The 23,970-nt window shown below is 60.2% G+C and carries 23 protein-coding genes; all 23 read left to right on the forward strand.

Annotated features, from left to right (window positions below):
- Window positions 1-48: 48 nt before the first annotated feature.
- On the forward strand, window positions 49-1,725 hold the full coding sequence (locus tag ACR0E2_RS11070) for a cytochrome D1 domain-containing protein (RefSeq protein ID WP_171119354.1): 1,677 nt from the start codon (window positions 49-51) through the stop codon (window positions 1,723-1,725).
- 124 nt (window positions 1,726-1,849) lie between these two features.
- Complete coding sequence (locus ACR0E2_RS11075; protein ID WP_480446444.1) at window positions 1,850-3,634, forward strand: NapC/NirT family cytochrome c; 1,785 nt, start codon at window positions 1,850-1,852, stop codon at window positions 3,632-3,634.
- A gap of 55 nt (window positions 3,635-3,689) precedes the next feature.
- Window positions 3,690-4,091, forward strand: coding sequence for a cupredoxin domain-containing protein (locus ACR0E2_RS11080; RefSeq protein WP_480446445.1), 402 nt, complete (start codon window positions 3,690-3,692; stop codon window positions 4,089-4,091).
- 198 nt (window positions 4,092-4,289) lie between these two features.
- Entirely contained in the window at window positions 4,290-5,051 is a 762-nt protein-coding gene (cobA, locus tag ACR0E2_RS11085) for a uroporphyrinogen-III C-methyltransferase (protein WP_480446446.1), read from the forward strand.
- Window positions 5,044-5,427, forward strand: a complete 384-nt coding sequence (locus ACR0E2_RS11090; protein WP_171119357.1) for a c-type cytochrome — start codon at window positions 5,044-5,046, stop codon at window positions 5,425-5,427. Before cobA ends, ACR0E2_RS11090 begins: the two co-directional genes overlap by 8 nt.
- Window positions 5,424-6,569 carry a cytochrome D1 domain-containing protein gene (locus ACR0E2_RS11095; protein WP_480446447.1) on the forward strand — a complete coding sequence of 382 codons (1,146 nt, stop codon included), beginning with the start codon at window positions 5,424-5,426 and terminating at the stop codon, window positions 6,567-6,569. Before ACR0E2_RS11090 ends, ACR0E2_RS11095 begins: the two co-directional genes overlap by 4 nt.
- A 3-nt stretch (window positions 6,570-6,572) precedes the next feature.
- Window positions 6,573-7,562 (forward strand): siroheme decarboxylase subunit beta, encoded by a 990-nt coding sequence (gene ahbB / locus ACR0E2_RS11100; protein WP_480446448.1) that lies wholly within the window; start codon window positions 6,573-6,575, stop codon window positions 7,560-7,562.
- Window positions 7,559-8,008: an Lrp/AsnC family transcriptional regulator gene (locus ACR0E2_RS11105; protein ID WP_480446449.1), complete on the forward strand. Its 450-nt coding sequence runs from the start codon at window positions 7,559-7,561 to the stop codon at window positions 8,006-8,008. The genes ahbB (ACR0E2_RS11100) and ACR0E2_RS11105 overlap by 4 nt, the downstream gene beginning before the upstream one ends.
- Complete coding sequence (ahbB, locus tag ACR0E2_RS11110; RefSeq protein ID WP_480446450.1) at window positions 8,005-8,487, forward strand: siroheme decarboxylase subunit beta; 483 nt, start codon at window positions 8,005-8,007, stop codon at window positions 8,485-8,487. The genes ACR0E2_RS11105 and ahbB (ACR0E2_RS11110) overlap by 4 nt, the downstream gene beginning before the upstream one ends.
- A gap of 3 nt (window positions 8,488-8,490) precedes the next feature.
- The gene (nirJ, locus tag ACR0E2_RS11115; protein ID WP_480446451.1) at window positions 8,491-9,705 is read left to right on the forward strand and encodes a heme d1 biosynthesis radical SAM protein NirJ; all 1,215 of its coding nucleotides are present in this window, start codon (window positions 8,491-8,493) and stop codon (window positions 9,703-9,705) included.
- Window positions 9,706-9,781: 76 nt separating this feature from the next.
- Window positions 9,782-11,305 (forward strand): cytochrome D1 domain-containing protein, encoded by a 1,524-nt coding sequence (locus ACR0E2_RS11120; RefSeq protein ID WP_480446452.1) that lies wholly within the window; start codon window positions 9,782-9,784, stop codon window positions 11,303-11,305.
- On the forward strand, window positions 11,262-11,525 hold the full coding sequence (locus tag ACR0E2_RS11125; protein ID WP_171169778.1) for a hypothetical protein: 264 nt from the start codon (window positions 11,262-11,264) through the stop codon (window positions 11,523-11,525). The genes ACR0E2_RS11120 and ACR0E2_RS11125 overlap by 44 nt, the downstream gene beginning before the upstream one ends.
- 89 nt (window positions 11,526-11,614) lie before the next feature.
- Complete coding sequence (locus tag ACR0E2_RS11130) at window positions 11,615-12,079, forward strand: DUF2946 family protein (RefSeq protein ID WP_174831718.1); 465 nt, start codon at window positions 11,615-11,617, stop codon at window positions 12,077-12,079.
- A 44-nt stretch (window positions 12,080-12,123) separates the two neighbouring features.
- Window positions 12,124-14,247 carry a 4Fe-4S binding protein gene (locus tag ACR0E2_RS11135; protein ID WP_480446478.1) on the forward strand — a complete coding sequence of 708 codons (2,124 nt, stop codon included), beginning with the start codon at window positions 12,124-12,126 and terminating at the stop codon, window positions 14,245-14,247.
- A 14-nt stretch (window positions 14,248-14,261) separates the two neighbouring features.
- On the forward strand, window positions 14,262-16,169 hold the full coding sequence (nosZ, locus tag ACR0E2_RS11140) for a TAT-dependent nitrous-oxide reductase (protein ID WP_480446453.1): 1,908 nt from the start codon (window positions 14,262-14,264) through the stop codon (window positions 16,167-16,169).
- A 3-nt stretch (window positions 16,170-16,172) separates the two neighbouring features.
- Window positions 16,173-17,429 carry a nitrous oxide reductase family maturation protein NosD gene (locus tag ACR0E2_RS11145; protein ID WP_480446454.1) on the forward strand — a complete coding sequence of 419 codons (1,257 nt, stop codon included), beginning with the start codon at window positions 16,173-16,175 and terminating at the stop codon, window positions 17,427-17,429.
- Window positions 17,419-18,312 (forward strand): ABC transporter ATP-binding protein, encoded by an 894-nt coding sequence (locus ACR0E2_RS11150; protein WP_480446455.1) that lies wholly within the window; start codon window positions 17,419-17,421, stop codon window positions 18,310-18,312. The genes ACR0E2_RS11145 and ACR0E2_RS11150 overlap by 11 nt, the downstream gene beginning before the upstream one ends.
- The gene (locus tag ACR0E2_RS11155) at window positions 18,309-19,130 is read left to right on the forward strand and encodes an ABC transporter permease (protein ID WP_171205203.1); all 822 of its coding nucleotides are present in this window, start codon (window positions 18,309-18,311) and stop codon (window positions 19,128-19,130) included. Before ACR0E2_RS11150 ends, ACR0E2_RS11155 begins: the two co-directional genes overlap by 4 nt.
- The gene (locus tag ACR0E2_RS11160; RefSeq protein ID WP_171228847.1) at window positions 19,127-19,642 is read left to right on the forward strand and encodes a nitrous oxide reductase accessory protein NosL; all 516 of its coding nucleotides are present in this window, start codon (window positions 19,127-19,129) and stop codon (window positions 19,640-19,642) included. Before ACR0E2_RS11155 ends, ACR0E2_RS11160 begins: the two co-directional genes overlap by 4 nt.
- Window positions 19,639-20,535 carry an FAD:protein FMN transferase gene (locus ACR0E2_RS11165; RefSeq protein ID WP_480446456.1) on the forward strand — a complete coding sequence of 299 codons (897 nt, stop codon included), beginning with the start codon at window positions 19,639-19,641 and terminating at the stop codon, window positions 20,533-20,535. Before ACR0E2_RS11160 ends, ACR0E2_RS11165 begins: the two co-directional genes overlap by 4 nt.
- Window positions 20,536-20,674: 139 nt before the next feature.
- Complete coding sequence (gene napF / locus ACR0E2_RS11170) at window positions 20,675-21,181, forward strand: ferredoxin-type protein NapF (RefSeq protein WP_254443854.1); 507 nt, start codon at window positions 20,675-20,677, stop codon at window positions 21,179-21,181.
- The gene (locus ACR0E2_RS11175) at window positions 21,178-21,471 is read left to right on the forward strand and encodes a chaperone NapD (RefSeq protein ID WP_152460384.1); all 294 of its coding nucleotides are present in this window, start codon (window positions 21,178-21,180) and stop codon (window positions 21,469-21,471) included. Before napF ends, ACR0E2_RS11175 begins: the two co-directional genes overlap by 4 nt.
- On the forward strand, window positions 21,468-23,960 hold the full coding sequence (napA, locus tag ACR0E2_RS11180) for a nitrate reductase catalytic subunit NapA (protein WP_480446457.1): 2,493 nt from the start codon (window positions 21,468-21,470) through the stop codon (window positions 23,958-23,960). Before ACR0E2_RS11175 ends, napA begins: the two co-directional genes overlap by 4 nt.
- Window positions 23,961-23,970: the final 10 nt, after the last annotated feature.

Consider the following 23,970-nt stretch of genomic DNA (forward strand, 5'->3'; position numbering starts at 1 on the left):
TGATGTTTCACTCTCGACACCGCCTCACCACGCATATGGAGAGTGATCATGTCACTTGGAATCAGCTACAACAAACCCGGCCGCGCCTTCGGGGTCGGATTGGCAATGTTGTTGGGCAGCGTCGCTGCTCCGACCTTCGCCGAAGAGCCAACTTTGAGCGAAGAAGCCTTTGAATCGTCTAAACAGCTCTATTTCGAACAATGCGCAGGCTGCCACGGCGTATTGCGCAAAGGTGCCACGGGTAAAAACCTGGAACCGCATTGGAAGAAGACCGCAGCCGACGGCACTGTAACCGAAGGCGGCACCTTGCAACTGGGGCAGGAACGCCTTGAAAAGATTATCGCCTGGGGTACCGAAGGCGGCATGAACAACTTCTCGGACATCATGACCGAGCAGGAAATCAAGGATATGGCGACCTACATCATGATGGAGCCGCCAAAACCACCTGAAATGTCGCTGGAACAGATGATGGCGACGCGTAAGGTCTATGTCGAAGAAGAGGACTATCCGACCGAGCCGCTGCACGGCCGCAACTGGGAAAACTTCTTTGTCGTCATCGAACGTGACGTAGGCAAGGTGGCCGTGATCGACGGCGACACCAAAGAGGTGCTGACCCACATCCCCACTGGCTACGCAGTGCACGTTCTGAAAGCGTCCGAACACCACAGCCTGACCGAGCCAGAACACCCCGGCCGCTTCTGGTACACAATGGGTCGCGACGGCAAGATGACCAAAATCGACCTTTGGCAGACGCCGGACAAGATGTTGGTATCCGAAGTCAAGATTGCATATGACGCCCGTGACGTCGCCGTTTCCGGCGATGGTAAATACGTCATCGGTGGTGGCTACTGGCCGCCGCACTTTGCTATCGTTGACGCGAAGACCATGGAACCGGTGAAGGTCGTATCGACCCGCGGCGTGAACGTCGACGGTGAGTATGTGGAAGAAGCCCGTGTGGCAGCCATCTACACCACTCCGAATGAACCCACCTGGATCGTTGCCGTGAAAGAACTGGGACAGTTGTGGCAGGTCGATTACACCGATCTGGACAACCTTCGGATCGACAAGATCGACAGCGCCAAGTTCCTGCATGACGGGTTCTTCGATCCGACAGGCCGGTATTTCCAGATCGCCGCAAACGCGTCGAACAAGATGGTGGTTGTCGATACCGAAACCCACAAGCTTGAGGCGATGATCGATACAGCCGCGCTGCCGCACCCTGGTCCGGGCGCCAACTGGGTCGACCCGAACTGTGGACCTGTGGCGGGCACAACCCACCTTGGTGTCGGTACCGTGACCGTTTGGGGCAACGATCCTGAAAACCGTCCGGATGACGCCTGGAAAGTTTGCTACGAAGTGGAAACCGACGGCCCCGGCCTGTTCGTTCGCACCCACCCGAACTCGGATTACATCTGGGCTGACCAGACCAAGCATCCGGAACCGGAAGTGCAGCAATCCGTGCAGGTCATTTCGAAAGAAACCGGCGAAATCGTGAAGACGATCCAGATCACTGAAGACGAAGGCAGCGCCGCTGTTCACTTCGAATTCAACGCTGACGGTACCGAGGTCTGGGTTTCCAAGTGGAACCTGTCGGACTCGAAGGAACCCAATGGTCAGATCGTGATCTTCGACGCGAAGACGCTGGAAGAAATCGGCCGCATCGATGGGCTTTATGCCCCGACCGGCAAGTTCAACGTCTACAACCGGTCGAACCACGTCACCTGACGAGGTCAGGACGACCACAGGAAAGGGCGGGCCCCTCGCCCGCCCTTTCCTTGTTTGAGTCATCAGCCAAACTCACCGGCCTGCCACCAAGGGCCAGACAATACAGCCAAAACGGAGCCCGGATATGACCTCCGAACCGGAAAAGAAAAAACCGATCTGGCGCCGGTATTTCCTATGGGGAATGCCTGTGGCCGGTATCGCCGGGGCCTTTGCCGCCGGCATCATCTTCTGGGGCGGGTTCAACACCGCAATGGAAGCCACAAACACCAAGGAATTCTGCATCTCATGTCACGAGATGCGAGATTTTGTTTACGAAGAATATACCGGCACGATCCATGACGTGAACCGGTCGGGTGTGGGGGCTGTCTGTTCCGACTGCCACGTTCCCAAAGACTGGACCCATAAGATGATCCGTAAGATCAAGGCGTCCAAAGAGCTGTATGGCAAGATGGTCGGTACCATCAACACCCGTGAAAAGTTCGAGGCCAAACGTGTACATCTGGCCATGAACGAATGGGAGCGGATGAAGGCCACAGACTCGCGCGAATGCCGCAACTGTCACGATTTCGAATCGATGATGCCCGAATTTCAGAAACCTCGCGCCCGTCAGCAGCACCTCAATGCGATGACTGTCGGACAGACCTGTATCGACTGCCACAAGGGGATTGCACACTCGGATGCACGCGACCGGGCGGACGAAGAGTATCTGGAAAAGCTTGAAGCACCGAACCCGGACTTCATCCGGCCCATCCCTCCGGAATATTTGGCCAGTCTCGAAAAGATCGAAGCCAAAGAGGCCGCTGAAGCAGAAGCGGAAAAAGCCGCCAAAAAGGCTCAGCAAGAGGCCGTTCAGGCCCAGATCGCAGCGGCTGTTGACGCTGCTTTGGAAGAAGAACGTGCGAAAACCTCCGGTGAAGACGCCGCGGCGCCCTCTGGCGGAGCAAGCGACGTTGGGTCCAACATCGACTGGAACGCAGTGGCCGCAGCGGATCTGAAACTGTTCTACCCCGGGCAGGCCTCGTTTGAATGGGTCCAGAACGGCAAGTTCCATGGTGGCGCGCGCCCCCTGACGAAAGGCGGGGATCAGTGTACCACCTGTCACGCCAAGGAACTGGACACCATAGGCAACAAGATCGTTGCGGGTGGAGATCTGGAACCGACTCCGATCCCGGGCAAACGCGGTGTCATCGACGCAACCGTTCAGGCGGCGCATGACGACGAAAACCTGTACATTCGCCTGCAATGGCCGGACGCGGGTCACAACCCTGCCCCGTTCGTCGATGGCGGCAAGATGGACCCGGACAACCAGATCAAGGTTGCCATGATGATTACCGGCACTGGTATCGAGCTGGGCGATCAGGTGGGATGCTGGGCTTCGTGCCACGCCGACAACACCTATATGCCCTTTGCGCCCGAAGCGGATGCGATCGCGGCAAATGCGGATGTTGCCGGTCGCCTCGATGCCACGGACACCATTACCAAATACATCAGCGAAAGCCGCACGGATGTTGAGGTCAAAGGTCGCCGTGGTAAGGCCCTGGGGGGCTGGGACAAGCTGAAAGCCGAGGAACAGATCGAGCAGTATCTGGCCGACGGCACCTATCTTGACCTGATGCGTGTCTACGCCGACGGAAGCGCCACCAATGGCTATCTGTTGGAGCAGCGCGTGGTCAATGATGGTGAAATCGCCGCATCGGCCGAACTGTCCGGTGGCATGTGGACCGTGGTGTTTACGCGCCCCTTGAATTCCGGCGCGCCCGGTGATGTGCCATTGGAGGCAGGCAAGACCTATACCGTTGGCTTTGCCATCCACGACGATTTTACCGCCGCAAGGTTCCACCACGTGACGCTGAATACCAGCCTGGCGCTGGATGATGACAGCGCGTTCATCAACGTGGTCAAACAATGACGGATCGGGGCCGGGTCAACCGGCCCCGGCCACTCTTGGAAAGGAGTCATGGACCATGAAACCCCAACGCCTTCTTCCCGCGCTGCTGCTTCTGGCCGCGCCCGCCTGGGCGAACGAAACCGCCGAAATCTGCGCCGAGGCCGAAGAGCGCTATGTCGAGTTGTTCGGTCAGCCTTCGTCGGCCGTCGAAGACGCCGAAGTGGTGCTGATGTACAAATACAATTTTTGCCCATCCGAATTGACCGTGAAGGCAGGCACAACTGTCCGATGGGTGAATGTCGACAAACGCACCAGCCATTCCGTTCTGTTGAAGGATGGCAGCCAACCTGAAAGTGATCGCCTGTTCCCCGAGGAATCGGTTGAACTGACCCTTCTCACGCCCGGCCCACAGGACTATCTGTGCGGCCCGCATTGGGAGACACAGAACATGATCGGAATGATCACCGTCGAACCCTGAAACAAGACACAATACAGGCAAGATGAAGGAGCGTGGGCGCAAATCCCGCGCTCCTTAACTTATGTCAAGGAGGTTGGTTTTCGATTGGGCCAATCTTCCCCCATGACACGCCCGGCTCACCCAGCAACGTCTTGCAAAGGCAACGGATCTGCTTGGAGTACCGGGTCTCGAAGACTTTCAGACCAAGCGAGTTTGCACATGAGCGGTAAGGTTTTTCTGATTGGCGCAGGCCCCGGCGACCCCGAGCTGATGACCCTGCGCGCACTGCGGATGCTGCAAGAAGCGGATGTCGTGGTTTATGACCGGCTGGTGTCCGCCGACATTCTGAACTTGCACGCGGAAGGCGCCAGGCTGATCCCTGTCGGCAAGGCCCCCAAATGCCACACCGTTCCGCAGGACCGCATCAACGAAATACTGCTTGAAGAAGCCAGCGCAGGTCACACGGTCGCCCGGCTGAAAGGCGGCGACCCCATGATCTTTGGCCGCGGTTCGGAAGAGGCTGCCTATCTGATGGCCCGCGGTGTCGCTGTCGAATACGCACCGGGCATCACGGCGGCCCAGGGGGCGTCTTGTTCGACGGGTGTGCCGCTGACCCATCGCGGGCTGGCGACCTCGGTTCAATATGTCACCGGACATCGGCAGGCCGACAAAGTGCTGGATCTGGACTGGAAACGTCTTGCCGATCCGGACTCGACACTGGTGGTCTATATGGGCGTCGCCAATATCGGTCAGATCGCCATGGGGTTGATGACCGAGAACCTGGCAGGCTCGACACCAGTTCTGGCGGTGGGCAAGGCCACGACACCTGATGAGCGTCGTCTTGTGTCACGACTTGACCAGTTGGCCACGGATGTGCGTGCAGCCGACCTGAAGGCGCCGACGCTGTTTATCATTGGCAAGGTGGTTTCGCTTTATGCCGAACGGCCTGTAGCCGAGCTTCCGGAACAGGCCCATGGCTAAGCTGGGAAGACGAGATCAGGGGATTGTCCCAACATGCACCGACAGATCGCCGGGTCGCTCGGGGTGGGCGGCGCGAACCTGTCTGACCATTGCGGTTCTGGCCGCGACCTCTGCTTTCGCGGCGGATGTCATCGATCCCGATACCCTGAAAAGACTTGTGCATCAGGATTGCGGTTCCTGTCACGGCCTGTCCCTGAAGGGCGGCCTTGGCCCCGATCTGCGCAGTGAGACACTTGAACACTACGACGCGGATGTTTTGACCAGCGTCATCCTTGACGGCATCCCCGACACCGCGATGCCCCCGTGGCGGCCCCTGATCAGTGAAGAAGAGGCCGAATGGATCGCCCGTTACCTGCTGGAACAGGAGGCACAATGAAACACTTCATTCTTGGCCTTGCAGCCACATTGATGATGACCACAGCGCAGGCTGAACCGACCGCGACAGGCGACCTTGGTCTGGTCATCGAACGCGCCAAGGGCTCGGTTCTGCTGGTGGATCAATCCGACCGTGCAGCTCTGGCCCGGATCGAGGGATTGGGTGATCTGTCGCATGCGTCTTTGGTCTATTCGCCTGATGAACGGTATGCCTATGTGTTTGGCCGCGACGGCGGGCTGACCAAGATCGACATCGTGACCCGCCAGATCGTGAACCGCGTCGTGCAGGCCGGCAACGCCATCGGCGGGGCGATTTCGGACGACGGCAAGCTTGTGGCGGTGTCGAATTACGAACCCGGTGGCGTGCGCGTATTCGATGCGGACACGCTTGAGATGATCGCGGACATCCCGACCGACAGCAAAACCATCGGCCTGGTCGATGCGCCCGGTCGGCGGTTCGTTTTCACGATGTGGGACACTGGGGAAACCTGGATTGCCGATTTCGCAAAAGGCGCACCAGAGATCACCAAGATCCCGGACATGGGCAAGAACCCCTATGACGCGCTGATCACTGCCAATGGCCGCACCTATATCACCGGTCTGTTTGGCGAGGACGGCCTGACCGCGCTGGATCTGTGGGCCGAAACCCCCGAACCGATCCGGGTTCTACCCGATTACGGGCGTGGTCAGGAAGAAATGCCGGTCTACAAGATGCCTCATCTGGAAGGCTGGGCGCTGACGGGCCGCGAGTTCGTTTTGCCCGCTGTCGGCCATCACGAGGTTCTGTGGATCGACGCCGACACTCTGACCGAAACGGGACAGACCAAAACCCACGGGCAACCGGTCTTTGCCATGGCCCGTCCCGATGGGCGGCAGGTCTGGGTGAATTTCGCCCACCCGCTGAATGACACCATTCAGGTGATCGACAGTGTCAGCAAACAGATCATCCACGAATTCAAGCCCGGCCCCGCAGTCTTGCACATGGAGTTCACGCCACGCGGGCATGAAGTCTGGATCAGCGTGCGCGATGCCAACAAGGTCATGGTCTACGACACGCACAGTTTTGAAAAACTGCGCGAGATCGACGCGGACAGCCCGTCCGGCATCTTCTTCACCGCCCGTGCGCACAGAACGGGGCTGTAACCGATGCGACATATCACGGACCCGATCGACCGCCGCCTGCTGGACGAATTTCAGCGCGACTTCCCGATCACCGATAGACCGTTCCAGATGCTGGGTAACGCACTCGGGCTGGACGAAGCCGAAGTCATTCATCGCTTGTCCCGGATGCGCGCAACAGGCCGCATTACACGGGTTGGCGCCACCATCACGCCCGGCGCGGTGACGGCCAGCACCCTGGCTTCCGTGGCGGCTCCGGAAGATCGGTTGGAGGAGGTCGCCGCCCTGATCGATGCCGAACCCGGCGTGAATCACAATTATCAACGCGAAGACGCGTGGAACCTGTGGTTTGTCGCGACCGGGCCGGACCGCGCGCATGTCAACGATACCCTTGCGCGGATCAGTCGATCCACCGGATTGCAGGTGCTGGACCTGCGGCTGGTGCGCCCTTTCAACGTGGATCTTGGTTTTCGCATGACTGGCGGAGCCAAAAACGTGCCCTCGGCACGAAAGGTCGATGCATCCGTCATGCGCGAGGGCGATCGTTGCCTGCTACAGTCTCTGAGTTCCGGGCTGTCTTTGGTGTCAGAACCCTATGCCGCTCTGGCTCGTTCGCTGAAACGGGATGTCACCGACGTGATGGAGCGGATCGAAGCCCTGCATGCCGCCGGAATAATCTCGCGGCTCGGCGTCATTGTGCGTCACCGGGCGCTTGGCTGGTCGGCCAATGCGATGGTGGTCTGGGACCTGCCGGCAGAACAGATTGAAACCGCTGGGCCAGCCTTGGCAGCCTTCCCGGGAGTGACCCTGTGCTATGAGCGGAATCCGGTTCCCGATGTCTGGCCATATCGCCTGTATTCCATGATCCATGCCCGCACACGGAGTGAAGCTTTGGATGTTCTGGCCGGGGCGATTGCCTTGCCCGAATTGGCCGGAGCGCGACACAAGGTCCTGTTCTCAACCCGCTGTTTCAAGCAGACCGGCGCGTTGATTCAGGCAAAGGAGGTCGCCGCATGACGTTGGACCAAACGGATCGTGCGATCCTGAATCGTATGCAAGAGGATCTGCCGCTTACTTCGCACCCTTACGCAACCGTCGCCGCAGAGCTTGGCCTGTCCGAGGCGGAATTGCTGTCGCGTCTGAGCCGCATGAAAGATGACCGCGTCATCACGCGCTTCGGTCCGTTTTTCGACGCCGCGGCCATGGGTGGGGCTTTCTGCCTTTGCGCAATGGCCGTTCCAGCCGAAGAATTCGAAACCGTCCTGACCAAAGTCAATGCACATCCCGAGGTGGCACATAACTATGAACGCACGCACCGGCTGAACATGTGGTTCGTGCTGGCCACCGAAACACCCGAGGGGATCGAGGCCACCGCCGATGCCATCGAACGGGAAACGGGGATCAGTGTTCTCCGTTTCCCCAAACTTCAGGAATTTTTCATCGGCTTCCGGGTGGCGGCATGATCGACGCAACAGACAGACAAATCATCGAGTCGCTTCAGGGGGGACTGCCCCTGGTGGCCGCGCCCTATGCGCGGGTCGCTGCCGATCTGGGCCTGACCGAGGCCACCCTGCTGGACCGGCTGGCCGCGCTGAAGGCGCGCGGGGTGATCCGACGGATCGCCGCAGCCCCCAATCATTACAAGCTGGGCATGACGTCGAACGGCATGACCGTCTGGAACGTGCAGGATGACCTGATCACCGAACTGGGCGCTCATATCGGGGCACTGCCCTTCGTCACCCATTGTTATGAACGGCCCCGTGCCCTGCCCGACTGGCCCTACAACCTGTTCGCCATGGTTCATGGCAGCACGCCCGACGAGGTCGAAGACAAACGCGGCCAGATCGCCGCGATTCTGGGATCGGCCTGCCGCGGCAGCGACATCCTTTATTCCACGCGCATCCTGAAAAAGACCGGACTGCGCCTGAAACAGAAAGGCTGAAACATGTTCCGCCTGACCGAATACATGCATCAGCTGGTCAAGCCGACTCCGGTGCGCAAACGGCGCCCCGGCCCGGTAAAGCCGGTTGTGATCTGGAATCTGACGCGGCGCTGCAACCTGAAGTGCCGCCATTGCTACACCGTCTCGGCGGATGTCGCGTTCCCGGGTGAGCTCAGCCATGAGCAAGCCATGGTAACCCTTGAGGATCTGGGCCAGTTTCGCGTCCCGGCCCTGATCCTCTCGGGTGGGGAACCGTTGGATCGGTTCGATTTCTTCGACATTGCAAAACGCGCCCGTGATCTGGTGCCAATGCTGGCCTTGTCGACCAACGGGACCCGGATCCATGACGAAACCGCCGATATGATAGCGGATGTGGGCTTCAACTATGTCGGCATCTCGCTGGACGGGATCGGAGCGACGAATGACTGGTTTCGTGGCGTCGAGGGCGCTTTTGCGGACGCCCTGCGCGGTGTGCGAGAGTGTAAAAAGCGCGGCATCAAGGTTGGTCTGCGGTTCTGCCTGACCGAAGGCACGCAACATCACTTGCCTGACTTGCTGAGCCTTTGTGATGATGAAGGTGTCGACAAGTTCTACCTGTCGCATCTTGTCTATGCGGGGCGCGGCGACAAGAACCGGGGCGAAGATGCCGCGCATCAGCGCACGCGCAAAGGCCTGGATCTGTTGCTGGAACGCGCCTGGGAAGCCGCATCGGGCGGTCGTCCGCTGGATATCGTGACCGGGAACAATGACGCTGATGCCGGATATTTCCTGAACTGGATTCGCACGCATTTCGACGCCGACAAGGCTGCACATGTGCGTGCGCACCTGGCCGCGTGGGGTGGAAACTCAAGTGGTTTGGGTGTTGCCAATATCGACAATCTCGGCCGGGTCCATCCGGACACTTACTGGTCTGACTACACGGTGGGCAACGTAAAGACCAAATCGTTTTCCGAACTCTGGACCAGCGATGATCCGATGCTTGCCATGCTACGCACCCGCCCACGCCCGCTGAAGGGGCGTTGCGGAGCCTGCGAACTCAAAGACGTGTGCGGCGGCAATACCCGCATCCGCGCCCTGCAATTGACCGGTGATCCCTGGGCCGAGGATCCAGCCTGTTACCTGTCCAACCAGGAAATCGGTGTGGATGATGCAGGGGAACGCCTTCAGGTCACACCGTTTCGGGGGAAAAGCCATGATCCGGCGCATCAGTTCTTTTGACACCGTAAGTGCGAGGTTTTCAACCGCTGCGCCTGTGGCGCGTGCGGGAACCTCCGGCGGGAGTATTTTTGAAAAGATGAAGATTGGGGCATTATGCTCGATCCTGGGTGCGGGTGTCGCCTGGGCCGACGCGCCTTCGGACTATGCGGAGCATTGCGCCTCATGCCATGGCGAGAACCGTCTGGGCGGTGTTGGCCCCGCGCTGATCCCTGAAACGCTCAAACGCATGCGGGGTCCCCGGGTTGCCGCGGTAATCGCGGAAGGGCGCGCGGCGACACAGATGCCGGCCTTCTCGCACGAGCTGGATGCCCTGCAAATCGAAGAGCTGGCCGGTTGGTTGAAATCGCCGTTGGAATCCGACCCCGAATGGGACGAGGCCCAGATACTGGCCAGCCGGACGCTGGACGAGGACTATGTACCGGTGGATGCGCCCGTCTGGGACAGCGACCCGATGAACATCACCTTGGTGGTGGAAACCGGCGATCACCATGTCAGCGTTCTGGACGGCGACACGTTCGAGGTTCTGGACCGGTTCGAAACCCCCTTCGCCGTGCATGGCGGCCCCAAGTTCAGCCCGGATGGGCGGTATGTCTTCATCATGTCGCGCGACGGGTGGGTCCAGAAGTACGACATCTGGGCGCTGAAACAGGTGGGCCGTGTGCGTGCCGGGCTGAACAGCCGCAATATTGCAATGTCGGGCGATGGCAAATGGGTAGCCGTGGCGAATTACCTGCCCAACAGCCTGACGGTATTGTCCACCGAAGACCTTTCCGTCGCAAAGGTCATCGAGGTCAAAAGCAAGAAGGGCCTGCCGAGCCGCGTCTCTGCCGTCTATCAGGCCCCGCCGCGCGAGAGCTTTGTTCTGGCGCTGAAGGATGTGCCCGAGATTTGGGAAGTGTTCTACGGCGCCAATCCCCCGCAATCCGGGCTTGGTCATGATTTCCGTATCGAAGGCCAGTTCAAGAACCCTGATCCTTTCCCTGTGCGCAAGATCACCACAGCTGACTATCTGGACGATTTCTTTTTCGACCAGAGTTATGAATATGTCATGGGGGCGTCCCGCGATGGCAAGGGCGGGCAAGTGATTGATCTGGTGATCGGGTACAAGGTGGCCGATCTGGATTTGCCCGGAATGCCGCATCTGGGCTCGGGGATCACATGGAAACACGGCGATACGACCGTGATGGCCACGCCGCACCTGACAGATGGCGCCGTGTCGGTGATCGACATGGAAAGCTGGGAAACCGTCAAACGGATCAAGACCGAGGGCCCCGGGTTCTTCATGCGCAGCCATGAGAACTCGCCTTATGTCTGGGCCGATGTTTTCTTTGGCCCAAACAAGGACGCAATGCATGTCATCGACAAGCAAAGCCTTGAAATCGTAAAGACCCTGCGCCCCGCTCCCGGAAAAACCGTGGCCCATGTCGAGTTCACCAGAGATGGCAGCCACGCGCTGGTTTCGATCTGGGAAGATGACGGCGCGGTGATCGTTTATGACGCGCAGACGCTGGAAGAAATCCGCCGCCTGCCGATGCGCAAACCTTCGGGGAAATACAATGTCTGGAACAAGATCACCTTCTCGGAAGGAACCAGCCACTGAGGGGAAATGGCCGGTTTGGAAACTGGCCATTCTGCTGTATCCGGCCACGGCGTTGACCGTGGCCATCAACCTGTTTTTGCTCGGGCTTATCCTGCACAGCGTCGGGTTCGGCGCAATTGAACCGGTGCCGGCGATCCTCTGGTCGATTCCGCTGGGCATTCCTGCGGCATGGCTGGCCGGTCGGTGGCTGCGCGGATTGATGGACGAGGCCGACGGGTAGGTGCAAATTTTCAGGCACCTGACCTAAGTCAAGTCTTCGCCTGGAAGAATCCCCTAAGTTTTTGAAAAGAACGCCGAGCTGGATTCTCAATGCCTACCGTCCGCCCCCCGCATAGCCTGTTTGATCGCGTGTCCCGCGCGGTGTGCGGTTTGGTGGGTATTTTCCTGTTGCTTTTGCAGATGCTTGGCCCGGTGCTGGCGAGTCCCGGGGACAGCATGTGGATCGAGATCTGCTCGGAGGCAGGGGCGGTCTGGGTTGAAGTAGACCTTGAGGAAGGCACTGACGACCCGACCGCGCCTTGCCCGAAATGCGCCGATTGCGCGCTGTGCGCGGTGACAACGGCAGCACCGCTGCCGGATCTGCCGCTGCTGATGCAATCCGAAAATGTACGGATAGTACCCGCTGCAATCGGGGATCTGTGCATTTTGTACAACTCAAGGCGACTGTGGCCCGAAACCCGAGGGCCCCCGTTCGCGACCCAAGAAGAATTTGAACGCGCCCTGCGCGCGTCCGTGGCGTCCACCCTAGCAATCGGAGGTGCGCCGTGGTCGTAAGTCGCGCAATCCATTTCCTGCTGGCTTTCGCTCTGTCCTGCCTGATGGCGATCAGCGCCCATGCCGACAGCCTGGCCAGTTTCCTGCCCGACATCGAACCTGCCGATCTGGCCCCCGGCGCCGATGCCTTTGGCCCGGTGCGCAATGACGTCAAGGTCGCCCCCGTCCTGAAGGGCGGCGAGACCGTTGCCTGGGCATTCCTGACCTCGGACTTTGTTGGCACGACGGGTTATTCCGGCAAACCGATCCACGTCGTTGCCGCCATCGACAACGATGCTGTGTTGACCGGAGTGCAACTGGTCAAGCACTCGGAACCCATCGTGCTGATCGGCATCCCCAATTCCCGCATGGTTGAATTGACCGAAGGCTATGCGGGCCTGGACCTGAAGGTTGAAGCCGAAACCGGGGGTGAGGGGCACGACCTCGACATCATCTCGGGCGCGACGGTCACGATCATGGTGATCGACGACAGCCTTGTGCGTGGCGGTATCAAGGTGGCGCGTGCATTGGGTCTGGGCGGCCTGTCGCCGTTGCAGGCCGACGGGCCAAAGCGCGAAGTCGATATGGCGCAGAATGCGGTCTATGATTGGTCGACCCTTTCGGGTGACGGCTCGATCCGGCGGCTGACGCTGGATGTCGGGCAGGTCAATGCCGCCTTCGAGGCCACCGGAGACCAGCGCGCGATCAAGCGCCCGGAACCGGGCGAACCGGATGACACTTTCATCGACATGCATATGGCGCTTGTCTCGGTTCCGTCGATCGGCAAGTCACTGCTGGGCGATGCCGAGTACCAGAACCTTGTGAACTGGTTGGACGAGGGCGAACAGGCCATTCTGGTGCTGGGGCGCGGTGCCTACAGCTTCAAGGGGTCAGGCTATGTGCGCGGCGGGATTTTCGATCGGATCCAGTTGATCCAGGGCGACAACTCGGTCCGTTTTTTCGACAAACAGCAAGTACGCCTTGGCAAGGTTGCAGCCCCGGATGCACCCAGTTTCACGGAGCTGGACATCTTCAAGATCCCCGCCGATGCCGAGTTCGACCCGACCGAGCCGTTCCGCCTGCAACTGCTGGTACAGCGTGCCGTGGGTGCTGTCGAGAAAACCTTTCTGACATTCGATCTGGGCTACAAACTGCCCGACCGTTACCTGCTGCCCGTCGCAGCCCCAAAGATTGTCGACGATGCGACCGGCGAAGCCGCCGCCAAGGCTGCCCTGTGGCAGCGCATCTGGAAGGATCGCACCGTCGAAATCGCCGTTCTTGGCGTCATGCTGCTGGTCCTGACCGCGACGTTCTTCTTCCAGTTCCACGCGACGATGAATGCGCGGGTCTTCTACTGGTTCCGCATCGGCTACCTGACAATGACCCTGTTTTTCATCGGCTGGTACGCCAACGCGCAGCTGAGCGTGGTGAACCTGATGGCACTGGCAGGCAGCCTGCGCACAGGATTCTCGTGGGATGCGTTCCTGCTGGACCCGCTGGTGTTCATCCAATGGTTCGCCGTCGCCGCCGCACTGTTGTTTTGGGGTCGCGGGGCCTATTGCGGATGGCTGTGCCCGTTCGGCGCGTTGCAGGAATTGACCAACAAAATCGCGCGCGCCCTGAAAGTGCCGCAATGGACGCTGCCCTGGGGTCTGAACGAACGCCTGTGGCCCGCGAAATACATGATCTTTCTGGGTCTTTTCGGGCTCAGCTTCATCTCGATCCCGTTGGCCGAGAAATATGCCGAGGTCGAGCCGTTCAAAACGGCGATCATTCTGAAATTCATGCGCGACTGGCCTTTCGTGGTCTTTGCGCTGGCCCTGCTGGGGATCGGGCTGTTCATCGAACGGTTCTATTGCCGCTATCTCTGCCCGCTGGGCGGAGCACTGGCGATCCCTGCCCGTATTCGCATGTTCGACTGGCTGCGCCGCTACAAGGATTGCGGCACGCCCTGTCAGACCTGCGCCAATGAATGCCCCGTTCAGGCGATCCACCCCACCGGTGAGATCAATCCGAACGAGTGCGTCACCTGCCTGCATTGTCAGGTGCTCTACCAGTCCGAGGACAAATGTCCCGTCGTTATCCGCCAGCTGAAACGGCGGGCCAAGACAGGATCGGTCCAGATGAAGACCCCGCTCGGACAACCACCGGCGAACCATCCGAACGCCAAACCGCAAACCGTTTCCTAAAAGGAGGAACGAACATGTCGGAACATGACAACAAACTAACCGTCACACGCCGTGGGATGCTGGGTGCAACAGCAACCGGTGCCGTGCTGGCCGGGACCGGTCTGGGCTCGACCCTGATGACCGCGAAACAGGCGAGCGCCGCGGCCAATGCCAATCTCGAACCGGGCGAACTGGACGAGTATTACGGTTTCTGGTCCTCGGGTCAGACCGGCGAGCTGCGCATTCTGGGCTTTCCGTCCATGCGCGAGCTGATGCGGGTGCCGGTGTTCAACCGCTGCTCGGCCACGGGCTGGGGTCAGACCAACGAGTCACTGAAGATCATGACCGAAGGGTTGCTGCCTGAAACCAAGGAGTTTCTCGCCAAGCGTGGCATGAAGACCTATGACAACGGCGACCTTCACCACCCGCACATGTCGTTCACCGACGGCACCTATGACGGCCGCTATCTGTTCATGAACGACAAGGCCAACACCCGCGTCGCGCGTGTCCGCTGTGACGTGATGAAATGCGACAAGATCACCGAGATCCCTAACGCCAAGGCGATCCACGGTCTGCGTCCGCAGAAATTCCCGCGCACCGGCTATGTCTTTGCCAATGGTGAAGATGAAACACCGCTGGTCAACGATGGCAGCGTGCTGGACGATCCGTCGCAATACGTGAACATCTTCACCGCGCTGGACGGCGACACCATGGAAGTGGCGTGGCAGGTGATCGTGTCGGGCAACCTCGACAACACCGACTGCGACTATCAGGGCAAATACGCCTTCTCGACCTCGTACAACTCGGAAATGGGCATGAACCTGGCCGAGATGACCGAGAACGAGCTGGACCACGTCGTCGTCTTCAACATCGCCGAGATCGAAAAAGGCATCGAAGCCGGCGATTATCAGGAGCTGAAAGGCGTAAAGGTTCTGGACGGGCGCAAGGGTCAGAACAAGAAATACACCCGTTACATCCCGATCCCGAACTCTCCGCACGGCATCAACACCGCGCCAGACGGCAAGCACGTCTGCATCAACGGCAAGCTGTCGCCGACCGTCTCGATCATGGACGTCACCAAGCTGGACGCCCTGTTCGAAAGCGATGCCGATCCGCGGTCGTGCATTGTGGGTGAGCCTCAGCTGGGTCTTGGCCCGCTTCACACCGCCTACGACGGTCAAGGCAACGCGTTCACCACGCTGTTCCTGGACAGCCAAATCGTGAAGTGGAACATCGAAAAGGCAATCGAAGCCTACGGTGGTGCCGATGTGGACCCGATCATCTCGAAGGTCGACGTGCACTATCAGCCGGGCCACAACTCGACCTCCATGGGTGAAACCAAGGATGCCGACGGTAAGTGGCTGATTTCGTTGAACAAGTTCTCGAAAGACCGGTTCCTGAACGTTGGTCCGCTGAAGCCCGAGAACGAGCAGCTGATCGACATCTCGTCCGACGAGATGAAGGTGGTCCACGATGGCCCGACCTTTGCCGAGCCGCATGACTCGATCATCGTTCGCAGCGACATCGTCAACCCGGTCAACGTCTGGGATCGCAACGACGTCACTTGGGAAGACGCCCGCAAACAGGCCGAAGCCGATGGCATCGATCTGGAAGAAGGTGCCGAAGAACCGATCCGGGACGGCAACAAGGTACGCGTCTACATGACCTCGCAGGCGCCGACCTTCAGCCTTGAGAAGTTCACCGTCAAACAGGGCGACGAGGTCACGATCTACGTCACCAACCTGGATGATGTGGACGATGTGACCCACGGCTTCTGCCTGGGCAATTACGGCATCGCGATGGAGGTCGCGCCGCAGGCCACCGCCTCAGTCACCTTCACCGCCGACCGTCCGGGCGTGCACTGGTTCTATTGCCAGTGGTTCTGCCATGCGCTGCACATGGAAATGCGCGGCCGGATGCTGGTCGAACCGCAAGGAGCCTGACCCATGCGCTGGCCCCTGGTCATACCGCTCCTGCTCGGCTCGCCCCTTTGGGCGGCGGATTGGGATGTGCCCAACCGGGCGGGGGCCATCAATGAAATACTGGCTCAGGCGGCGGATGGAGACACCCTCCGCCTGAGCCCCGGTGTTTACGCCGAACATCTGGTTCTGGACCGGCCCGTCACCATCGACGGGCTGGGACAGGCCACCATTGACGGGCAAGGCACCGGCAGCGTCATCACCGTGACCGGCCCGGGCGTGACCCTGCGCGGCCTGACAGTGATCGGCTCGGGTTCAAGCCATGACGGGATCGACAGCGGCATCCAGCTGACCAAGACGGCCCGCGCGCCGGTGGTCGAAGACAATGTGCTGCTGGGCAATCTTTACGGCATCGACATTCATGGCGCCAAGGACAGCATCGTGCGCGGCAACCGGATCGAAGGACGTCAGGACCAGCGGATGAATGACCGTGGCAATGGCGTTTATGTCTGGAATGCACCCGGTGCGCGGGTTGAGGACAATGATATCCGCTATGGGCGCGACGGGATCTTCGTGAACTCGTCCAAGAAGAACACCTTTACCGGCAACCTGTTCCGCGATCTGCGCTTTGCCGTGCATTACATGTATGCCGACAATTCGGTGGTCAGCAACAATGTCTCGATCGGCAACGATCTGGGCTATGCGGTGATGTTCACGACCAATGTGAAGGTCGCAGACAACGTCTCGATCGGTGACCGTGAACATGGCGTGATGCTGAACTATGCCAACAAGAGTCAGATCACCGGAAACGTGGTGATCGGTGCCAAGGAAAAGTGCACCTTCCTTTATAACTCCAACAAGAACGAATTCACCGACAACTGGTTCCAGGGATGCGGCATCGGCATCCACTTCACCGCCGGCAGCGAACGCAACCGCATCGTTGGCAATTCCTTCATCGGCAACCGGACACAGGTGAAATACGTCTCGACCAAATGGGTCGAGTGGTCCGAAGACGGGCGCGGCAACTACTGGTCCGATTTTGCCGCCTATGATGTGGATGGCAACGGCATCGCCGATGCCCCCTATCGCCCCAATGACTCGATGGACCATGTGCTGTGGACCCAACCCGCAGCCAAACTGCTGCTCGGCTCTCCTGCCGTGCAGCTGGTGCGCTGGTCGCAATCCGCCTTTCCGGCACTGTTGCCCGGTGGCGTGATGGACAGCAATCCATTGATGCAACCCCTTGAACCCCCAGCTATGGAAAAGGTGCCTCATGACGGATAAGGCCCTGATTATTGACCATGTCAGCAAGGACCGGGGCAAAACCCGCGTTCTTGACGATATCACCCTGTCACTTGCCCCAGGTCAGCGCGTTGCGCTGCTGGGCCATAACGGCGCTGGCAAGTCGACCCTGATCAAATCCATCCTTGGCCTGACGCCGATCCAAGGCGGAGCCATCCGGATCGGAGACGCCACCCCCGGCAGCGCCCAGGCGCGGCGGGAAACGGCCTATCTGCCCGAGGCGGTATCCTTCCACCCGGCCCTGACCGGGCGCGAGCAACTGACCCTGTTTGCGAAATTGTCCGGCACCAGGGCGGATGTGGCCGGTCTGCTGGAGCGCGTAGGTCTGAGCGATGCCCTGGACCGCCGGATCGGCACCTATTCCAAAGGCATGCGGCAACGTCTGGGTCTGGCACAGGTTCTGCTGGGTCAGCCGAAAGTGGCTTTGCTGGATGAACCCACCAGTGGGTTGGACCCGATCTCGCGCCAGGATCTCTATGCCATCATCGACGAGCTGGCCGCGCAGGGCACCGCCGTTCTGATCGCCAGCCACGCGCTGACCGAGGTCGAGGCCCGCACCGACCGCATCGCAATCATGCGCAAAGGCCGGATGGTCGCGGATGACACCCTGGCCAACCTGTCGGCCCTTGCAGGCCTGCCGATCCGTCTGAAAGTACGTGCAAGCGCCAACGCCGACGTGCTGGCCGCCGAACTGGGCGGCAACCGGATCAACGGCGCTTCGGTCGAGCTGCTGTGTTCCCCCGCTGACAAGATGGAGGCCCTGCGCCGGATCGCCGGATTGGGCGATGCCGTGGCGGATGTGGAAATGACCCCGCCCAAGCTGGAAGACCTCTATCGCCACTATGCACAGGAGGAGAGGCCATGACCCGCTTCCTCGCCATCACCCGTACCGAAATGCTGATCCTGCGCCGCAATCGCTGGCTGCTGGTGGCGACTCTGATCATGGTGCTGTTCGCACTGGCGCTGACCTTTGCGGGCAGTGCGCCAACCGGAACGCTGGGCGTTGACATGCTGACCGTTTCGGTTGCGTCGATGACCACGCTGTCGGTTTACCTCGCGCCCCTTCTGGCGCTGATGATCTCGTTCGACGCCATCGCCGGAGACGTGGACCGGGGCAGCCTGTCGCTGCTGTTGTCCTACCCTGCGGGGCGCGGAGAAATCCTGTTGGGCAAGTTCACCGCACATCTGGCCGCGCTGGCCTTTGCCATGACGGTCGGTTTCGGTACCGCCGGCGCGGTGGCGGCCTTCTTTGGTGGTGCCGGGCCGGAAAGCCTGATGGCGTTGGTCCGTCTCATCCTCACATCCATCCTTCTGGGCGCCGTGTTTCTGGCGCTGGGATACCTGCTGTCTGCCCTGGCTAAGGGGGCCACGGCGGCGGCAGGTCTGTCGGCCGGGCTCTGGCTGGTTTTTGTTGTCCTCTATGATCTGGGCCTGTTGGGGGCTGTCGTCATGGACAAGGGCGGCACCTTTACCCAATCCGTCTTTCCATGGGTGATGGTGGCCAACCCGGCCGACGCATTCCGTCTGTGGAACATCGCCGCGACGGAAGGCGTTGCAATGGCGTCCGGCATGACCGGGGCGGCACAGGCCTTGCCCGTCTGGGCCGCGCCTGCATCGCTGCTGATCTGGCCGGTGATCGGCTTTGCCCTGGCGCGGCTGGCATTCCGGAGGGTCGAGCCATGAAACCCCTCGTCCTGATCGCCTTGATCGCGTTGGCGGCCTGCAAGGAAGACCTGGCCGAGGCCCCCGATCCGGTGGATCTGACCCCGGACGCGCTGAGCTATTTCTGCCAGATGAACATCGCCGAACATGGCGGCCCCAAGGGGCAGATCCATCTGGAAGGATATCCCGCACCGCTGTTCTTTGCGCAGGTGCGCGACATGGTGGCATACCTCAAAAGCCCTGAACGTGATGCCGACATCACAGCCGTCTATGTCAGTGACATGGGCATTGCGCCAAGCTGGCGGCAGCCGGGTATCTCGAACTGGATCGCCGCGGATGGCGCGACCTTTGTCGTCGGCGCCAATGTGGCAGGTGGCATGGGTGCGCGCGAAGTGGTGCCTTTTGCCGATCCTGCCGATGCCCAGGCATTCATTGAGATTTACGGCGGAACGGCACTGAGCCTGCCGGACATCCCGGATACCGAAGTGCTTGGCCCTGTCGATCTTGAACTGTCGTTGGAGACCCCCGTATGACCGCTTTGTCGCGCCGCCGATTTCTGATCATCTCAGCCGCCTGTGCTGCGGCCACACCGCTTGCGGCCTCGGACGCGCGCTGGCACGGAACCGCGCTGGGTGCTGCCGCCAGCTTGCGCCTGGTGGGCCTGACGGACGCCGAAGCCGCACCCATCATGGCCGCCATGGAGACCGAGATCGCCCGGCTGGAAGACATCTTCAGCCTGTATCGTCCGCAATCGCAGCTCAGCCGGTTGAACCGCGATGGTTTGCTGACGGCGCCCGCTCCTGAATTGTTGGACGTGCTAAGCCTCAGCACAGCGCTGCATCAGGCATCGGGTGGCGCATTTGATCCGAGCATTCAACCCGTGTGGGCGGCATTGGCTGCGGGCGCGCGCCCGGGCGATCTGGTTGAAGTTCAGCCGGCAATAGGCTGGGAAAAAGTAGTTTTCGACGCCTCGGCCATTCGTTTGCCGGTGCCCGGAAAATCCGCACTGACGTTGAACGGTATAGCACAGGGCGCGATCACCGATCGGATCGCCAACCTGCTGCGTGCTCATGGCCTGCGTGATGTTCTGGTCAATATGGGAGAGGTTGCCGCCCTGGGTGCGCGTGGTGACGGTGCGCCCTGGAAAGTTGGATTGGCGGCGCCGGACCAAACGGTTCTGAAGCGGATTGAATTGAGCGATCGGGCAGTGGCGACATCTTCGACGCTGGCGACTCAGATCAGCCAGGGAGTTGGACACATCATTACCTTGGATGGGCCTTCAAGCCGCGACAGGACCGTTTCGGTTTCTGCCCCGAAAGCGGCAATTGCGGATGGGTTGTCCACTGCACTTTGCGCGGCATCCGCCGGCAGAGGCAAAGAGATCCTGGACTTCTTCCCCGACGCCCGTATCGAATTGAACGTTTAATGAAGAATTACAAATCTCGGACCGAACAAAAAAAATCCTAAAAAGTATGATATAGGTCAATTCGTGCGCTGCTTAAGGCAGCTAGGAAGTAAGGACGCGAACCTATCAATCCAATTTCGAGTCGCCAGCTATGAGCCAGATGACCAGCAGACGCGCTTTTCTAAGCGCGCGTGTCCTGCGTGAGGACCCAGATGCGATCCGTCCGCCGGGTGCGGTTGCAACTGGCTTCAGCGATCTATGCACGCGTTGCGAAGACTGCGCCGCGGCGTGTCCTGAAGACATCATCACATTCGACGATGCCGGTTTCCCCGTTCTTGACCTGTCCGCAGGCGGTTGCACCCTGTGTGGTGACTGCGCTGACATTTGTCCGACCCCGGCGTTGCTGTCGGAACGTGTTGCCGAATGGCCATGGCGCGCACGAATCGATGACACAAGCTGCCTGTCGACGAACGGCGTAAGCTGCCGCCTGTGTCAGGACAATTGCGAACAGGATGCCATCCGCTTTCGCCTGCAACTGGGCGGACGCGCGGAACCGGCGCTTGAAACAGAAACCTGCATCGGCTGCGGTAGTTGTTCCGCCGCCTGCCCCGCCGGGGCGATCGTGATGCACCGCCCCGCCCCACAACACCCGGAGGTGACCCAATGAACATCTGTGGCTGTCTGGTCCACATCGCCCCCGATTACACCGATGCCGCACGCGCGGCGATGGCCGAAACCCAGGGCGTCGAGCTTCATGCCGAAGCCGAGGACGGCCGTTTCGTAGTTGTTGTCGAGGATACGGCCGACAGGCTAGCCTCGGACACCATCATGGATCTGCACCAGATCCCCGGAGTGATCTCACTGTCACTGACTTATCACCATTTCGAAGATCTCGCGGAGACGGCTCCGCGTCCTGATGCTCCAAGCCAACCGTCCAGCAGGAGGCCCATGCAATGACCATCTCTGAATCCCGTCGTACATTTCTGAAAGCGTCCGCAGCGGCAGCCACTGCCTCGGCTGCGGGCATTCCCATGGCCGCAGGTCAGGCCAACGCCCAGGTCGGCGCGCCCGATATTCGCTGGGACAAGGCTGCTTGCCGGTTCTGCGGTACAGGCTGTTCGGTTCTGGTGGGCACCAAGGACGGCCGCGTGGTGGCCACGCAAGGCGACCCGGACGCACCGGTGAACCGGGGCCTGAACTGTATCAAGGGCTATTTCCTGTCCAAGATCATGTACGGCAAAGACCGCCTGACCACACCGCTTTTGCGCAAGACCAACGGCGAATACGACAAAAATGGCGAGTTCGAACCGGTCAGCTGGGATGAAGCCTTTGATGTGATGGCCGCCAAATGGAAAGAGGCCCTTGCCAAGAAGGGCCCGACCAGCGTGGGGATGTTCGGTTCGGGGCAGTGGACGGTCTGGGAAGGCTATGCCGCCGCCAAGATGATGAAGGCCGGGTTCCGGTCGAACAACATTGATCCCAATGCGCGTCACTGCATGGCCTCGGCCGTGGTTGGTTTCATGCGCACTTTCGGCATTGATGAGCCGATGGGGTGCTATGACGACCTTGAGCACGCCGATACTTTCGTGCTGTGGGGATCGAACATGGCCGAGATGCACCCGATCCTGTGGTCGCGCCTGACCGACACCCGCCTGACGAAGCCGGGTTGCGAAGTGCATGTGCTGTCGACTTTCGAGCACCGCTCGTTCGAGCTGGCCGATAATGGCATGGTCTTTGCACCGCAAACCGATCTGGCGATCCTGAACTATATCGCGAACTACATCATCCAGAATGGCGCGGTGAACGAAGAGTTCGTCAAGAACCACGTCAACATCACCAAAACCGCCACCGATATCGGTTACGGCCTGCGAGACGACAACGCCCTGCAACAAGAGGCTGAAAACCCGAACTCGGGCAAGTTGGAGCCGATCAGCTTCGAGGAATATGCCGAAGCCGTTTCGAAATACACGCTGGAATACACCTCGGAACTGTCCGGTGTTCCGGCTGACAAGCTGGAGCGTCTGGCCAAGCAATATGCCGACCCCAACCGCAAGGTGATGAGCCTGTGGACCATGGGCTTCAACCAACATACCCGCGGGTCCTGGGTGAACTCGCTGATGTACAACGTGCACCTGCTGGTGGGCAAGATTTCGGAACCCGGCAACTCGCCCTTCTCGCTGACCGGTCAGCCGTCGGCCTGCGGTACCGCGCGCGAGGTAGGCACCTTTGCGCACCGCCTGCCCGCCGACATGGTGGTGATGAACGACAAGCACCGCGAGATCTGCGAAACCGCATGGAACGTGCCCGCCGGCACCATTCCTGACAAGCCCGGTTTCCACGCCGTGCTGCAACACCGCAAGCTGAAGGATGGCGACCTGAATGCTTATTGGGTTCAGTGCACCAACAACATGCAGGCTGCGCCGAACATCAACGAGGAGGGCTATCCCGGCTATCGCAACCCGGAAAACTTCATCACTGTTTCAGACCCCTACCCGACGGTCACTGCGGTTTCCGCCGACCTGATCCTGCCCACCGCCATGTGGGTCGAGAAGGAAGGCGCCTATGGCAACGCCGAGCGCCGCACCCAGTTCTGGCGGCAACAGGTAAAGGCCCCGGGCGAGGCCAAATCGGACCTTTGGCAGGTGATGGAGTTCTCGAAGCGCTTCACCGTCGAAGAGGTCTGGGGCGAAGAATTGCTGGCCACCATGCCCGAGCATCGTGGCAAGACCATGTATGACGTCCTGTTTGCAAATGGCAGCGTCGACAAGTTCCCGCTATCGGAAACCGCCGAAGGCTTTGACAACGACGAATCCGAGCATTTCGGCTTTTACGTGCAGAAAGGTCTGTTCGAAGAGTACGCCAACTTCGGGCGCGGCCATGCGCATGATCTGGCACCATTCGAAACCTATCACCAGGCCCGCGGTCTGCGCTGGCCGGTCGTGGATGGCAAGGAAACGCTCTATCGTTTCCGCGAAGGCTATGACCCCTACGTGTCCGAGGGTGCCGGCGTGGAATTCTATGGCCACAAGGATGGCAAGGCCAAGATCATCTTCGCGCCATACGAGCCCGCAGCAGAGGAGCCGGATGCAGAATTCGATCTGTGGCTGTGCACCGGTCGCGTGCTGGAACACTGGCATTCAGGGTCGATGACACGCCGGGTGCCGGAACTGCACCGCGCCTATCCCGCTGCCGTGGTCTACATGCACCCGCAGGACGCAAAGGATCGGGGTTTGCGCCGGGGTCAGGAGATTGTTCTGTCGACCCGCCGCGGCGAGGTTACCAGCCGTGTCGAAACCCGGGGTCGGAACAAGGTGCCACGCGGTTTGGTCTTTATGCCGTGGTTCGATGAGCACCAGCTGACCAACAAGCTGACGCTGGACGCAACCTGCCCACTGTCGAAAGAGACCGACTTCAAGAAGTGCGCCTGCAAGGTTGAGCGCGCGTAACCAGCAAGGA

Source organism: Ruegeria sp. A4, assembly GCF_056543025.1.